Raw genomic sequence first — 15,062 nt, 5'->3', positions numbered from 1 at the left:
GAGGCAAGAGGCAAGAGGCAAGAGGCAAGAGGTAGACGATCAATTGTTGATGGTTATCTCTTGTTCTTGGCCGTCTGGGGAAGATGTCTCCTGTTTGGCTGCTTGCAGGGCATCGACGGTGCGATCGTATTGCTGAACCACCCGTTCCCAGAGTTCATTCACGCCAGTAAAGTCCTCAGCTTTGCCCTTTTCTTCGAGTTCCCGACTCAGTTCAGAGAGGGGATTGGCCCCAAGTGCGGCACTGGTGGATTTGAGGGAGTGAGCCGATTCCCGTAACTGTTTGGCGTTATGATCGGCGATCGCCATCTCAACACCATCGAGCAGTTGCGGGGTTTCTTGTAAATATAAATCGACTAACTCCTCTAGGGCCTCGATGTCCCGCAAATCCTCTAAGGTTTTTTCATTGAGAACCGGCAAATTCACTTCAGGAGGCGCTTCAGCCGCTTCCCGTCGCTCAGAGGGTTCTCGATCAGCGGCTAAGGCTTTCAGGGACACCGTCCCCGTCACTGGACAACGAGACAAGGCCTGAATCAGCTCATTGACGCGAATGGGTTTACTAATATAGTCGTCCATCCCAGCAGCAATACAGTCCTCGCGATCGCCCTGCATGGCATTGGCCGTCACCGCAATCAGATAGGGACGACGAGACTTAGACCATTTCTGACAAATGCGACGAGAGGACTCTAAACCGTCCATCACCGGCATTTGCACATCCATTAACACCACATCATAATGCTGCCGCGTTAAGGCATCGAGAACTTCGACTCCGTTGCCCACCACATCAGCCCGATAGCCCATACGAGCGAGGGTTTGCGTGGCCACTTTTTGGTTCACTGCATTGTCTTCAGCGACCAAAATTTTCAGGGGGAAGCGATCGGCGAGATGGCCATCTAACTTAGGCGTTTTCTCATATTCTCGTTCTACCGGCTCCCCACTCAAAACCCCAACCAAGATGTCATAGAGTTGTGACTGTTTGATGGGTTTATTCAAGAGGGCCGCTAGGGGCAGGTCAACCCCTTGCAGTTCTGACCCCATCGAGGTGAGGATAATCAGCGGCACATCTTTCATAACCTCCAACTCCTGGAGTTCCTGGGCCAGAGTTAACCCATCCATTTCAGGCATTTGCATATCCAAAATGGCCAGGTCAAAGGGGGCTTCCTTCGGCACAACCTCTAAGGCCGTGGGACCATCAGGGACCGCTAATGTCTCCATATCCCAGCCCTGGGTGGCTAAGGTCAAAATCTTGCGGTTGGTGGCGTTATCATCGACGACGAGCAAGCGTTTCCCTTGTAGTTCCACACGATGACGCAGGGATTTGACCAGCGGCACTTGAGGCGCTTGGGGAGCCACCAGGGTAAAGTAAAAGACGGAACCCGGCTGGTCGGGGTTGCTGCTGACTTCAAACCAATCGGGGCGATCGCCGGTGGCGTGACCCATACTTTCGACCCACATGACCCCACCCATCATTTCAGCCAAACGTTTGCTAATGGCCAATCCCAGGCCCGTTCCCCCATATTGACGAGTGGTGGAGGAATCGACTTGGGAAAAGGAGCGAAATAAACGGTGCATACGATCGCTCTGAATGCCAATCCCCGTATCGCGCACAGCAAACTGAATCCGATAGTGGGGAAATTCTAAGTGATCTGTATCTTTTGCATCTTTTGCCTCGTTTGCGTCTTTGCTATCTAACTCAGATTCCCTCTGGAGAGGTTCAGCGGCCCCATTCCCATTTTCGTCTGAGTCATTCTCCGCCTCACTCTCAATCAACTCCGCCGAGATGGACACCACCACTTCACCTTGATCGGTAAATTTAACGGCGTTACTGAGCAAGTTGACGAGAATCTGGCGAACTCGGGTCACATCACCACAGATATGTTGTGGCGTGTCGTTGGACATGAGATAGGCCAGTTCTAATCCTTTCCCAGTGGCTTTAGAGGCCAGTAAATCCAGGGATTGTTCGACACAGGCCCGCAAATCGAAGGGATGTTGTTCGAGTTCGAGTTTGCCCGATTCAATTTTAGAGAAGTCGAGAATATCATTGATAATCGTCAGTAGGGTATCGCCACTACTGCGAATGGTCTCGACAAAATCCCGTTGTTCGAGGGAGAGTTCTGTGTCGAGTAGTAACCCCGTCATACCAATTACGGCATTCATGGGGGTGCGAATTTCGTGACTCATGGTGGCCAGAAATTCGCTTTTGGCTTGGGTGGCCGCTAGGGCGCGATCGCGGGTACGGGCCAAGTCGGCGGCGGTGTCTTGTCGTTCAATCTCACCCCCAATCCATTGGGCCATCAGTTTGAGGATTTCGCGATCGACGGGTTTAAATGGCTCATGCAGGGGGGTCTGGCTAGAAAAACTCAGGGTTCCATAGACTTCACCGGCGACAATGACGGGAGTGCCAATATAGGCTTGAATGCGGAAGGGGCCATATTTCGGTGGCACATTGGTGCCGTACATTAAGAGGAATTCAAAATATAAGGGGTCATTGGCCTCCATGGTGCGAAAACAATAGGTTTCGGCCAGAGGCAAATGTTGACCCGGCAGCAAGGGACGATTGACCACTAAACCGGGAGGGGTTTGGGGACATTGCACTTCCAAGATTTCAAAGTCTTCGTCTTGAATGCGCGAGAGGATGCCAATTTCCATGCCGAACCGCTGTCGTCCCAGTTCCAGGAGACCTTGCAACCGTTGCTGGAAGTTGAGTTTGCGCGATGAGGTGACTTTATAGATGGCCCGAATCGAGGCTTCGCTTTCTCGCAGGTCTTCTTCGGCCAGTTTCCGCTCGGTAATGTCTCGCGAGACACTGACGATTTCGCGAATTGGCTCCCCTTTGGCGTTACGGGTGGCGGATTGGCTGTCGCCAGGTTGACGGTTGCGATCGCCAAAGGCTCGACTGGTGGTTTCAAACCAAATGTAATGGCCGTCTTTATGACGAATGCGGTAGCTGAGGGTTAGGGAGGTGGTGGTGCTGAGAACTTCGGCGGTGGAGTAGTCGAAGGTCTCGCGATCGAGGGGATGGACGAGATCTCGCGCGTAGCACTCGATGAGTTCTTCGGGTTGGTAGCCGAGTAAGACTTCGCAGGCGGGGGAGGCGTAGAGAAATTGACCGTCGGGATTTTGTCGAGCAATCAGGTCAGTGGAGTTCTCGGCCATCAAGCGATAGCGTTGTTCGGTTTCTTGCCGCTCGACTTGCGATCGCCCCAGTGCGTCCAGCATCTCGTTGACGGTATAGGCAAGGCTTGACAGTTCGTCTTGGCCGACACCTTCGAGTCGCATCTCGGGATCGCCGGCTTGTTTGAGTTGATTCATACTCTTGCTGAGCCGAGATAGGGGCGACAGGACCAGTTTTTCAATCAGCAGCAGGGTTAAGCCACTGAACACCACGCCGACGATGATCAGAGCGAGGGAAAAGTAGCGAATGCTGATTTGTCCTTGTTGGTAGATGGCCCGGGGGGCATCGACTCGCAGCAGGCCAATGGGTTGGTCATTGAGACCCCAAACTAGGGTGTACCCGGCGATACGTTCGCCTGGGGGCAGGGGCAGATAGGGGAAACGGAGAAACTCAGGGTCTGGGTTTCCCTGACGGTTGAAGCGGTCTAGGGTCATCTCCCCCTTGAGATTGAGGGCGGATGCGCCGGGATGGCGACGAGTCCAGGTGTCGTTGTTCTCGTCTGGGGGGTCGGTGAGTAAGTCCTGCCAGGCTCGCTGTACGTCAGCCGGGAAGGACTCGGCGCCTCGGGGGTAGAAGGCCAGGGAGAGCTGGGTTTGCTCGCTCAGACGCGCGATCGCGCGATCGCTGAAGTTGCGCCCGACAATCAGGGTTCCGCGAGGGGGTCCGGTAATTTGACTGGTGACGATGGGCCGGGCCGCTACGGTGACCAGGTGACCGTCGAGTTCTAGGATGCCCTGAATGCTGTCGTTGGCGCGATCGCGAATCAGTAACGACTGTTGGGGATAGTTGGGGTCTAAGAAGGGCTTTAAGCTACGGGAGAGGTCGATGGCTCGGGGTTGGGGGCGATCGTAGGCTTTCTGAAAGCGAATCCTCCCCTCGGCATCGACAAAGACCATAAAGTTGAGATTGAGGTAGGAAAAGGTGGAGTCGATCAGGTTCGATCGCACGTATTCGGGATTTCCGGTTTTGATAAACTCATAGGTATCGTCCCACTCGGCATAGTCTCGGGCAATGGTATTGAGACTTGAGAGTTCATGGTCAATGGCACGCAGGGCATGGGTCACGTCTTGCTGGACGTACTGCTGCTCTAGATGCGTGAAATCTCTAAGCAAGATTAACGAAGATATGGCGTAAATTGTGATATTTAGCGCCACCAACGCCGCACCGACGATGAGTAAAGTTTTCTTTCGTAGTTTCATGCCGGAGTGGAAGAAAATAATCAACCGATATGCCCAGGGGACTCGCTCAATGAGGGACGCGCTCTGTATTGTATTCTGCTTGACTCTCTGAAAAATGAGAGAATCCACCCGATTGGTCTACTTAAACGTTACAACGAGTTTCTCGTACCTCTGTTGGATCAACAGAGAGGTTTAGTTTTTATTAAGGTAACGAGCGTTAGTCATGAACGACAATCTTAACCTTCCTTCTAATGTACAAGCTTCTCGCCGTTGGCGATTGATTTTGGGGAGTGATGCGATCGAGGCCAATCCCGACTCACAGGGGTCTGAGGCTGGCTTGGATTCCCGTCGCCTGCGATCGCTTGAGGCTCTTTATCAACCGACTCGCTCAGGGGGACTTGGACGCTCAACGCCGGGGGTGATTCGCTGGCTCGATGAGATTCGCGCCGATTTCCCCCAGGCGGTGGTTCAGGTGATGCAGCATGATGCGATCAAACGGGTTAACTTGCGATCGCTTCTCCTCGATCACACCCTTAGCGATCATCTGGACCCGGATGTGATATTAGTCGCCCAGGTCTTGAGTTTGGCCCCCACTTTACCGGACTCGCTTCAAGACCGAGTTCGCCAGATTGTTCGTCAGGTCGTTGAAGATCTCGAACAGCGGTTACGTCCGGCGACGCAACAGGCTCTGTTGGGCCGTTTGCGTCAGCGGCTACCTCAGCGACATCCTCGATATCGGGAGATTGATTGGCAACGCACCCTGTATGCCAATCTCAAACACTATCAACCCCACTATGGCACGATCATCCCTGAAAAATTGATTCATCGTGGGACTCCCCCCCAGATCCGACAAGATGTTCTTCTTTGTTTGGATCAGAGTGCCTCTATGGCGGGTTCAGTGGTCTATGCTAGCGTTTTTGCCTCGGTTTTGGCCTCTGTATCTTTACTGAAGGTTAGACTTTTGGCGTTTGATACCTCGGTGCTGGAGTTAACGCCGCTTCTGGATGATCCCCTGGAACTCTTACTGGGTATGCAGTTAGGCGGTGGAACTGATATTTCGGCGGTTTTACGCTACGGCTTAGATACGATTCAACAGCCGCAAGAGACGGTGTTGATTCTGATCAGTGATCTGTATGATGGCGGCGATCGTCAGCTGTTGTGGCGATCGCTCGCTCAACTGCTAGCATCAGGGGTACGGGTGATTAGTCTGTTGGCGATCGATGAGACGGGAGTTCCTAGTTATGATGCCACTAATGCTGATTACGTTGCTCGTTTGGGGATTCCCACCTTTGCTTGTACTCCCGATGAGTTCCCGGCGTTAATTAGTGAGCATTTGCTGGTTTAGGGAACAGGGAACAGGGAACAGGGGAAGAAAAGGCAAAAGGCAAGAGGCAAGAGGCAAGAGGCAGGAGAAATAATATAACGGTATTTTGGGTACTCATCTTGTTGAGACTTATTGAATTTATTGCTAGTAGTAATTATTATGAAAGTTGACGTTAAAATACGGTTATTTTTGTCTCATTTACTGGTCATGTTAGTTGGGTTAGCCAGTTTTATTTTAATTAGCAAAATCTATTCACCTCGACAATTTATCGTTCAACTTGAACAAATGGAAAGTACGGAGTTTTTTAGCGTTCGCTCCGTTAAAACGTATATTGTCAAAGGTTTTGAAATCACCTGGAACCGTAGCACCTTTTGGTCTGTCATTAGTGGAGCATCTGCGGCTGGCCTATTGAGTTATTGGCTATCGCGGCGGATTACCCTACCGTTGCGACGGATGCGGCAGATTACACAACGCTTTGCCGCTGGGGATTTTGATGAACGAATGCCGATGAGTGAAATCCCTGAATTTTATCAATTGAGTCTTAGTTTTAATCGCATGGCGGATAGTATTCGTGAGATTGAACATCGTCGCCGTGAACTCATTAGTGACATGACCCATGAATTGCGAACTCCGCTGACGGTGATGCGAGGCTACTTAGAAGAACTCGCCGATGGACGACTCGACCCCACTCCCGAAACTTATGATAAATTGGCACGAGAAACGCGCCGTTTGGAACGATTGGTTAACGATTTACAGGAACTCTCAAAAGCAGAAGCGGGCTATTTAACCATTAACCCACGACCTCTGTGTTTATGTAACCTGTTAGATGGCTTAATTAGTCGTTTATCCGAGCAGTTAATCGATGAATTGACGTTATCGTTAGACTGTCCTGATGATTTGCCGAATGTGTTTGCTGATTATGATCGCATTGAACAGGTTTTGATGAATTTGCTGGGGAATGCAGTCCGCTATTCAGATCATGGTACGATTTCTGTGACAGCTTGGTGCGAGGACCCCTATATCTGGACGGCAGTCCGTGATACGGGGATTGGCATTGCGGCGGAGGATTTGCCCTATGTGTTCGATCGCTTCTGGCGGGCCGAGCGATCGCGATCGCGACATTCGGGGGGAACGGGGATAGGCTTAGCCATTACGCGGCGATTGGTGGAACTCCACGGAGGAACCATTCGCGTTGAAAGCCAACTCGGCCAAGGCAGTACCTTTTACTTCTCCCTGCCTATGCTTCCGTGACTGTTGGCATTGATAGCGCTATAGTGGTATTGGTTAACAAGACTAACATTAGGATAATTTCTTTATGCCTTACGTTGATGAAGAGGGTGGCCGGCTCAATAACTACGCCATCGAACCCAAAATGTACGAAGCCGAACCCCCCACCCGTGAAGAAAAGCGCAATTATGCAGTTCTCGGCACCCTAGCAGCCTTGTTTGTCGTGGGTATTATTGCAGTTGCCTATGCTGTCTCAACGGTCAGCTAACGAGGTTGAACTCGACTGGGTAATGGCCCGCCAGGCCCACAACGTCGAGGCAACGGCTGCCCCGTGAGCGATACAGCCTCGGGGCAACATGGGTTCATCCCCATCGAAAATCTCACTGATTTGTCCTAATCCCGCCGTCTGCAGATGGTCGGCTAAGGGGGCGAGGAAACTGAGAGCCTCGCAACGGTTCTGATACAGTCGGTAATGGGCCAAACTATAAATTCCCAGCCACCAGGCCCAGGTTGTTCCCTGATGGTAGACGCGATCGCGCTGGTTCAAATCGCCGCCATAGATGCCCACATAATGCCGGTCATCGGGACACAGCGATCGCAGGCCATAGGAGGTCAACAGAGAGCGACGACAGACCTCCAAAATGGCTCGTTGACGGTCCAGAGATAACAACGGTCCGGGAAGATAGACCGCCAAGAGTTGGTTGGGCCGTAGTTTCGTCTCATCCCCCTCAGGCCCATCGAGAACATCGTAACAATAGCCCAAATTGGAATTCCAAAACCGTTGAAATCCGGCTTGAATTTGCCGGCCTAGGGCGTGATAAGCCTTAGAGCGGTGTCCGAGGGCTTCGGCAAAGTGAGTCATGGCGACAACGGCGTTATACCAGAGTGCATTGACTTCAATCGCTTTACCCTGACGAGGCGTGATCACATCATCCCCAACTTTGGCATCCATCCAGGTCAGTTGGGCCGCGCACTCTAGTAAACCATCTTGGCGATCGAGTCCAATTCCGGGATTAAGGCCGCAACGATACGCCTCAATCACCTCAACCAGCGTCGGATAAATTCGTTCAAGAAAGGATAAATCGCCGCTACTCTTAAAATACAAGCGCACGGCCTCGATATACCAAAGACTAGCATCGACCGTGTTATAAGCCGGTGGCCCGCCGTCATCAGGGAAAACATTAGGGAGAACACCGTTTTTAAAATAGCGAGCTGAGGTGGTTAAAACCGATCGCATCAACTCAGGACGACCCGTGGCCAAGGTCAATCCGGGTAGGCTCATCATGGTATAGCGACCCCAATCCCCAAACCAGGGATATCCGGTTAAAACCGTTGTTTCCCAACCGTTGGGAGGGATATACAGGGGTTGGCGAGTCACCAAAAAGCTATCAGCGGCTAATACCAACTGTTGAATCCAAGCCGGGGCGATCTCTTCTGAACCCGGGGGTTGGTTTTCTCTCCAGGTGCGAATCAATTGCTGCTCTCGGGCCTGATAGCGGTCCCAGGCGGCGGCGGCGTCTAACTCGGAGAGGGGGTCGGTACTGACCGCCACGGTGAAGGACTCTCCGGGGTCTAAGTTGGCTTTGAGGCTGGCACCGTGGAGATGGTCTTCACAGTCACCGGTGTGGCGATCGCGTTCCAGGGCCAAGTCGAAGCCAGCATACCAGTTATAACTTTCACTGACCCGGCCGCGATCGCTCAAAATATAACAGGGATCTCCCCCCTCACAGGAGAGTTTCACGCCCTGGGGACATGGAGTCATGTCCCAATTTTCCCCAGTAATCCCGCCATGATGACTGCGATCGTTGACGAGGGCTTTAATCGAGAGACTCAGCGATCGCCCACCCTGACGCAGATGATAACGGACATAGGTTATATTACGCCCCCACTCCATCCAAATCGACTTTTCCAGCCGCGCCTCACCACAGGCGTAGCGCCAAATCGGGGTACGCCCGTCGAGGCGAAACTGCTCAAGATAATAATAGCCTCGCGGCGCCACCGTCCCATCCGCCCAGCGATTGGTATATAGAGGATAGGACTTTCCACCCAACTGCACCGTTTCATCGAGTTTAACCACCCGCAAGCGACGGCGACAGGGGGGTTCGAGGGCGGCGACCAAAAGACCGTGATACTGACGTGTCAGTAACCCGGCTACAGTTCCACAACCATAGCCCCCAATCCCATTCGTGACCAACCATTCCCGCCGTTGCGCGTGGTCTAGGTCACCACAAATCTCTCGTCCGAACTGAATTGTCATCTCAAGCCGTCGCGATCTGCGTCTCTATACCCCATCCGCCTCCTCCCTCTCCAGTATTCCCAATAGGATGTTGTCTGTGGGTTTATTGCATGGCCATCTGCATCAAGATCTCGTGAGAGCCTTGTGCAATCCCATCGTCACTCGAACGACGTTGAACATAAGAACCATCCGTCTGCAACTCCCAAGCCTGGCGATTATCCGAGAGCATAATCCCCAAGATTTCTTGTAAATCCTTAGCGATGGTGGGATCTTGGACTGGCACCACCGCCTCAACCCGACGGTTGAGATTACGAGGCATCCAGTCCGCACTGCCAATAAATACCCGTTCTTGCCCCTCATTATAGAAGTAAAAGATGCGCGAATGTTCCAAAAAGCGCCCAATGATACTAATGACGCGGATATTCTCGCTTAACCCTTTCATCCCCGGACGTAGACAACAAATGCCTCGGACAATCAGGTCAATCTCCACGCCCGCCTGGGAGGCTTCATAGAGTGAAGCGATGAGTTTGGGATCCACGAGAGCGTTCATTTTCGCGACAATCCGTCCACTTCCCCCGTTTTTGGCATGGTCGATCTCCTGACGAATCAGCTGTTCCATCCGTTCGCGCATATTCACCGGGGCCACGAGCAGTTTGCGATAGGAGCGTTGCCGGGAGTAACCGGTGAGATGATTAAATAAATCGGTCAAGTCGGCACCAATTTCATCGTTACAGGTGATAATCCCCAAATCGGTGTAGAGTTTTGCGGTTTTTGGGTTGTAGTTTCCGGTACCAATATGGACGTAACGACGAATATGTTGTTTTTCTTGACGCACGACCATGGAGATTTTGGTGTGAGTTTTTAAACCCACTAATCCATAGACAACGTGAACGCCGGCTTGCTCTAATTTCCTCGCCCAAAGGATGTTATTTTCTTCATCAAATCGGGCTTTGAGTTCAACTAAAACGGCAACTTGTTTGCCATTTTCTGCGGCATCAATCAGGGAGTGAATAATGGGTGAATCTCCCGACGTCCGATAGAGGGTCATTTTGATGGCCAACACATCGGGGTCATGGGCGGCGGTGGTGATAAAGTGTTGCACCGTGGCGGTAAAGGAGTGATAGGGGTGATGAAACAAGACATCGCCCCGTTCACGGATTTCAGTAAATAGGTCATGTTCTCCATCGCCACTGGCTTGATTGAGGTTGAAATCAACGTCGCTAAACTGGCGGAAGCGAGCGGGAATAACTGGTGTCCAGGGAGTATCTTTGAGGTCTGGTAGGGGAAGTCCCATAAAGGACATTAGATCGCCTAATCCGAGGAGTCCTTCGACCTCATAGACATCTTCGGGGGCGAGGGAGAGTTCTCGCATCAACATATCCCGCACTTCGGGGGAGAGGGTTGAGGGAACTTCCATCCGCACCACGGACCCGCCCCAGCGTCGTTTTCGCAGTTCTTGTTCGATCGCCAGCAACAGGTCATCAGCTTCGTCTTCTTCGACGGCGATATCGGCGTTGCGGGTAATGCGGAAGGGGTGATATTCCTGGATATTCATCCCCGGAAAGAGGGCTTCGAGGTTATGGGCGATGACTTGTTCGAGAGGAACGCCGACCCAGTTGAGGCCCTGGTGGTTGCTGTCAGGATTATCGGGTTGGGGGAGTTCGATGAAGCGGGGGAGGACTTTGGGAACTTTGACGCGGGCGAAATGTTCTTGGTCAATTTCGGGATCTTTGACCACGACAGCTAAGTTGAGGCTGAGGTTGGAGATGAAGGGGAAGGGATGGCCCGGGTCTACGGCCAGGGGGGTGAGGACGGGGAAAATTTTGTCCTCGAAGTAGGTTTGTAGGTAGGTGCGTTGTTCTTGGTTGAGGTCGATGTAGTCGAGGAGGTAAATTCCATGGTCCGCCAGTTGGGGCCGGAGGACGGTTTGGAAGTGCTGGTGTTGTTCGGCGAAGATGGGATGGAGGCGATCGCTAATATCGTTGAGTTGCTGTTGGGGACTGCGACCGTCGGGGGTGAGTTTACGAACTTCGGCTTTGACTTGTTGTTTGAGTCCCGCCACCCGGACCATAAAGAATTCGTCGAGGTTGTTACTGACAATCGCCATGAATTTGAGGCGTTCGAGGAGGGGGGTGCGATCGTCGAGGGCTTCGTATAGAACCCGATAGTTAAATTCGAGCCAGCTTAACTCGCGGTTAAAGTAGTTGTTGGGATCCTTGAGGCGATCGCTGTCAGCCGGGCTGGATTTCAGGGCCTTGCTGGAGGACTCGGATGCGGTTTTTTTGGTCTTAGCCATAGAGAGAGTTTGGGGGAGAGACTACGAGGATTGGGTCAGGCGAGGATGAGCGACTAGAGGTCTATGAGGAGGGTTAACAGCGAGGGTTAACGGCCTTGTCGAAACACCTCATCTTCTCGACCCACCCACCAATCGCCGAGTTGGGCTAACTCAGCTTGGATTTGTGACAGTTCGGCGACGTAATCGGACTGGGACAGGCTAGAACGGCGTTCTTGCAGCTTCTTGAGGCGCAATTGGGCCAACAGCCAGGGCTTGTGTATCCCGTCGATCGCCTCAATATAGTGTGCCAGGTCGTGACTGTTCATGAATGCTATATCGTACCTCGGTCAGTTTAACTTCAGCTTAACGGCACGGGGCAAAAAAAACAGCCACGGCAGGCGTGGCTGAGATGCTTAGGGATTGAAACGAATGATCTTGGGACTGATCTGTCCTCAATCTAGCGCATTCGACCTAGATCAGTAGACCTAGCTCATTTGGCTGGCAACAAAGTCCCAGTTAACCAAGCTGCTGAGGAAGGTGTCGAGGTAGTCGGGACGTTTGTTTTGGTAGTCGAGATAGTAGGCGTGTTCCCAAACGTCGATGGTCAACAAGGGTTTGAGACCTTGGGTGACAGGGTTCTCGGCGTTGAGGGTTTTCACGACTTTGAGGCTGTCGCCATCTTGGACTAACCAAGCCCAACCACTGCCGAATTGACCGCCACCGGCGGCTTTGAGTTCAGCAACGAGTTTGTCATAGCTGCCAAACTGAGCATTGATTTTTTCGGCTAAAGCACCGCTGGGTTGACCGCCGCCACCGGGTTTCATGCATTGCCAGTAGAAGCTGTGGTTCCAAACTTGAGCGGCGTTGTTGAACACACCGGATTTTTCGGGCTTGCCGGCGGTGGCTTTAATGATATCTTCTAAGGATTTACCCTCAAGATCAGTCCCTTCGATCGCAGCGTTGAGTTTTTTGACGTATCCAGCATGGTGCTTGCCATGGTGGAATTCTAGGGTTTGTGCTGAGATATGGGGCGCAAGTGCGTCTTTGGCGTAGGGTAATTCAGGAAGCGTGAATGCCATTGATGTTTCTCCTCTAATGTCTTCTGTTACGGTCTTCTGTTACGCTCTTTGGTTACAGTCTGCCGTTAGACAGGGCGGCAGCTAAGACCTTTTGTTATTTCCAGCCGAGAGAGACCTCGGCGTTCCGCTAGCAGGCTCCTTGAGCCTCGCTGGTTGCGGCAATGAAACTTAACAGTTTTGATCCTATCCCAAAACCTAACACAAATCCAGACTGATTATGAGAAAGCAAAATTAGAATGGCTGTAAGAACGATTTAACAAGGGGTGTGGCGATTTCGTGAACTGGGGCGATCGCGTTGGGGGAGATCCATGTTAGGTTTCGGGGTAAGCGGGACATTTTTTCGATGTCTGTAGCCCGTAATACAGAAGACGCTAGGGGTTTGTCAGTTATGACACTCAAGGATATGCTGTTCGCTGTTTCGCTATTTCCCTATTTGGGCTTTCTCTACTTCCTGACGCGATCGCCTGAAACACCGCGTTTAGCCCTAATTGGCTTTTACCTGTTACTGTTATTCGTGATTGTGACGATTCCCGCTGGCATCTACGCCCAAGTTGAGTATGGTGAAAGCCTTGCCAACATTGACTGGCTGCATGGCAGTGCTGAATTTTTCCTAACCCTCTCGAACTTGGTGGTCGTTCTCGGTTTCCGAGAAGCTCTCAACGGCTGGGAACCGCCCCAAGATGAACCGGATTAACACACTCTCGTCTCCTTAGAGGTTCTATGCAGCCTAGCGTCATTGGCATTGATCTCGGTGGAACCGCCATTAAACTGGGACAGTTTACCCCTCACGGGACCTGTTTACAGCAGTTGCAGGTGGCCACGCCGCAACCGGCGACCCCTGAGGCGGTGTTAGCGGCCATTGCGGCGGCGGTGAGGGAGCTGGACCCTCACGCTAAAAGTCTCGCTTTGGGCCTGGGAACTCCGGGGCCAACAGATGCTGGGGGACGTATCGCTCGCGTGGCCATCAATTTACAGGGTTGGCACGATGTCCCGGTGGCCGATGTTCTCGAACACAAGACGGGACAGGCCACAATTTTGGCCAATGATGCTAACTGTGCTGGGTTAGGCGAGGCTTGGCTGGGGGCCGGGCGAGAGGTTGAGAATCTGATTCTCTTGACGCTGGGAACTGGGGTGGGGGGGGCAATTATTCTCGATGGACGGTTGTTTGTCGGCCGGACTGGGGCCGCTGGCGAGTTGGGGTTAATTACCCTCAATCCTCAGGGTCCCCCTTGTAATAGCGGCAATCCGGGGTCTTTGGAACAATATGCTTCGGTTCAGGCAATTCGCCGCGAGACGGGGTTAGAGCCGCATCTGTTAGCCGCTCAGGCGCAATCTGGGGATGAGGGGGCGATCGCCTATTGGCAGCAATACGGGCAACGACTCGGGGCCGGGTTAGCCAGTTTGGTCTATGTTCTCACCCCCGAGATGATTGTCCTCGGGGGTGGGATTGCGGCCGCTGCACCTCTGTTTTTAGGGGCCACTGAAGCGGAATTGAGGCGACGGGTTCTGCCGAGTTCGCGGGAGGGACTGAGCCTGCGGTTGGCTGAGTTGGGCAATCGCGCCGGGATGGTGGGGGCGGCCCAACTGGCCTGGCAATTTCTGGCGGCTAAGCGGGGCTAGAAGGCGCCACCGCTGGGCATGACGGTGATTTCGTCGATCGCGGCGCCATCGGGCAGTTGCACGACGTTGAGGATGGTTTGGGCCACGGCCTCTGGGGTGAGCATTTGGCTGCGATCGAACCCGGCTTTGTCCATGGTGTCGGTTTCCCAGATGGCGGTATTGACGGCTCCTGGACAAACGGTCGTGACCTGAATCCCATGCTCTTTTTCTTCGGCGGCTAGGGTTTGGGACCATCCCCGCAGGGCGAATTTACTGGCAGAATAGGCACCCCAGTCGGGGAAGGCCTGTTTTCCGGCGATGGACGAAATGTTGATGATGATTCCGCCTCCCTTGGCTCGCATATGGGGCAGAATGCCGCAGGTGGACTCGAAGACGCTGGTGACGTTGAGGCGGAAGACTCGCTCCCAATCGGCGAGGGAGGTGTCGGTGAGGGAGTTGATATAACCGATTCCGGCATTGTTGACGAGGATATCAACTCGGCCGAGTTTTTCGGCGAAGGTGGCAAAGCGATCGCGTAATTGGTCTAACTCACCCATGTCGCAGGGGAAGACGTCGGCGGTGACTCCAAACTCGCGAGCGGCGATCGCCACCTGTTCGAGTTTATCCTGGGAGCGACTGAGTAAGGCTAGGTTAATTCCAGCTTTGGCGAAGGCGAGAGCGGTGGCTTTGCCGATACCGCTACTGGCTCCGGTAATGAGTGCAAGTTGTCCTTGAGTAGATGTCATGCAATTCGCGATGTTGAGGATTGACAATGTCTATGTTGACATACTCCCCACTAAGCAAGAGATGGGGATTCTCCGGCTAATCAAACCGACTAAGCGGCTTAACTGACGGTTGGTTTGACAAAGCGATCGGATTGCCAGAAACCCTGGTCTTATGCCCGTTCTTTGTCCATTTAGAGTCGTGGGTATGCCCGACCCCGACTTTTTCTATGTTTTTGGCAGCATTCTC

Annotated in this window: 11 protein-coding genes; 5 read left to right on the top strand and 6 right to left on the bottom strand. The window is 52.8% G+C overall.

What is annotated here, in order from left to right; translation table 11 throughout:
- Positions 1-39 precede the first annotated feature (39 nt).
- Positions 40-4,371 carry a response regulator gene (locus tag R6U67_RS12195; RefSeq protein WP_410252802.1) on the bottom strand — a complete coding sequence of 1,444 codons (4,332 nt, stop codon included), beginning with the start codon at positions 4,369-4,371 and terminating at the stop codon, positions 40-42.
- Between the two features lie 202 nt (positions 4,372-4,573).
- Here R6U67_RS12195 and R6U67_RS12190 point away from each other — a divergent pair, with 202 nt between their 5' ends.
- The 3 genes from R6U67_RS12190 (at position 4,574) to psb34 (ending at position 7,169) form a co-directional block, all read left to right on the top strand.
- Positions 4,574-5,695, top strand: a complete 1,122-nt coding sequence (locus R6U67_RS12190) for a VWA domain-containing protein (protein ID WP_410252801.1) — start codon at positions 4,574-4,576, stop codon at positions 5,693-5,695.
- 138 nt (positions 5,696-5,833) lie between these two features.
- Positions 5,834-6,925, top strand: coding sequence for a sensor histidine kinase (locus tag R6U67_RS12185; RefSeq protein WP_410252800.1), 1,092 nt, complete (start codon positions 5,834-5,836; stop codon positions 6,923-6,925).
- 64 nt (positions 6,926-6,989) lie between these two features.
- Positions 6,990-7,169: a photosystem II assembly protein Psb34 gene (gene psb34 / locus R6U67_RS12180; protein WP_410252799.1), complete on the top strand. Its 180-nt coding sequence runs from the start codon at positions 6,990-6,992 to the stop codon at positions 7,167-7,169.
- On the opposite strand, the gene R6U67_RS12175 is transcribed toward psb34, so the two are convergent.
- The 4 genes from R6U67_RS12175 to R6U67_RS12160 form a co-directional block, all read right to left on the bottom strand.
- Positions 7,155-9,158 (bottom strand): amylo-alpha-1,6-glucosidase, encoded by a 2,004-nt coding sequence (locus R6U67_RS12175; RefSeq protein ID WP_410252798.1) that lies wholly within the window; start codon positions 9,156-9,158, stop codon positions 7,155-7,157. The genes psb34 and R6U67_RS12175 overlap by 15 nt on opposite strands.
- 82 nt (positions 9,159-9,240) lie before the next feature.
- A complete protein-coding gene (ppk1, locus tag R6U67_RS12170; protein WP_410252797.1) occupies positions 9,241-11,433 on the bottom strand; it encodes a polyphosphate kinase 1 in 2,193 nt (730 codons plus the stop codon).
- Between the two features lie 86 nt (positions 11,434-11,519).
- On the bottom strand, positions 11,520-11,738 hold the full coding sequence (locus R6U67_RS12165) for a hypothetical protein (RefSeq protein WP_410252796.1): 219 nt from the start codon (positions 11,736-11,738) through the stop codon (positions 11,520-11,522).
- A gap of 159 nt (positions 11,739-11,897) precedes the next feature.
- Positions 11,898-12,491, bottom strand: a complete 594-nt coding sequence (locus R6U67_RS12160; protein WP_410252795.1) for a superoxide dismutase — start codon at positions 12,489-12,491, stop codon at positions 11,898-11,900.
- A gap of 388 nt (positions 12,492-12,879) precedes the next feature.
- Here R6U67_RS12160 and R6U67_RS12155 point away from each other — a divergent pair, with 388 nt between their 5' ends.
- Both R6U67_RS12155 and R6U67_RS12150 read left to right on the top strand, forming a co-directional pair.
- Complete coding sequence (locus R6U67_RS12155; RefSeq protein WP_410252794.1) at positions 12,880-13,185, top strand: DUF3593 domain-containing protein; 306 nt, start codon at positions 12,880-12,882, stop codon at positions 13,183-13,185.
- A 26-nt stretch (positions 13,186-13,211) separates the two neighbouring features.
- On the top strand, positions 13,212-14,111 hold the full coding sequence (locus tag R6U67_RS12150) for an ROK family protein (RefSeq protein WP_410252793.1): 900 nt from the start codon (positions 13,212-13,214) through the stop codon (positions 14,109-14,111).
- On the opposite strand, the gene R6U67_RS12145 is transcribed toward R6U67_RS12150, so the two are convergent.
- Positions 14,108-14,836 carry an SDR family oxidoreductase gene (locus R6U67_RS12145; RefSeq protein ID WP_410252792.1) on the bottom strand — a complete coding sequence of 243 codons (729 nt, stop codon included), beginning with the start codon at positions 14,834-14,836 and terminating at the stop codon, positions 14,108-14,110. The genes R6U67_RS12150 and R6U67_RS12145 overlap by 4 nt on opposite strands.
- Between the last annotated feature and the right edge of the window lie 226 nt (positions 14,837-15,062).

It is taken from the genome of Sodalinema sp. (assembly GCF_046483825.1).
Classification (GTDB): domain Bacteria; phylum Cyanobacteriota; class Cyanobacteriia; order Cyanobacteriales; family Geitlerinemataceae; genus Sodalinema.
Note: the sequence above shows the minus strand (reverse complement) of the source record. Positions and strands in the feature narration are given on the sequence as shown.

Excerpts from the sequence above, each read along its gene's own strand:
- R6U67_RS12195 (WP_410252802.1), bottom strand. The coding sequence starts at position 4,371 with ATGAAACTACGAAAGAAAACTTTACTCATCGTCGGTGCGGCGTTGGTG.
- R6U67_RS12190 (WP_410252801.1), top strand. The coding sequence starts at position 4,574 with ATGAACGACAATCTTAACCTTCCTTCTAATGTACAAGCTTCTCGCCGT.
- R6U67_RS12185 (WP_410252800.1), top strand. The coding sequence starts at position 5,834 with ATGAAAGTTGACGTTAAAATACGGTTATTTTTGTCTCATTTACTGGTC.
- psb34 (WP_410252799.1), top strand. The coding sequence starts at position 6,990 with ATGCCTTACGTTGATGAAGAGGGTGGCCGGCTCAATAACTACGCCATC.
- R6U67_RS12175 (WP_410252798.1), bottom strand. The coding sequence starts at position 9,158 with ATGACAATTCAGTTCGGACGAGAGATTTGTGGTGACCTAGACCACGCG.
- ppk1 (WP_410252797.1), bottom strand. The coding sequence starts at position 11,433 with ATGGCTAAGACCAAAAAAACCGCATCCGAGTCCTCCAGCAAGGCCCTG.
- R6U67_RS12165 (WP_410252796.1), bottom strand. The coding sequence starts at position 11,738 with ATGAACAGTCACGACCTGGCACACTATATTGAGGCGATCGACGGGATA.
- R6U67_RS12160 (WP_410252795.1), bottom strand. The coding sequence starts at position 12,491 with ATGGCATTCACGCTTCCTGAATTACCCTACGCCAAAGACGCACTTGCG.
- R6U67_RS12155 (WP_410252794.1), top strand. The coding sequence starts at position 12,880 with ATGACACTCAAGGATATGCTGTTCGCTGTTTCGCTATTTCCCTATTTG.
- R6U67_RS12150 (WP_410252793.1), top strand. The coding sequence starts at position 13,212 with ATGCAGCCTAGCGTCATTGGCATTGATCTCGGTGGAACCGCCATTAAA.
- R6U67_RS12145 (WP_410252792.1), bottom strand. The coding sequence starts at position 14,836 with ATGACATCTACTCAAGGACAACTTGCACTCATTACCGGAGCCAGTAGC.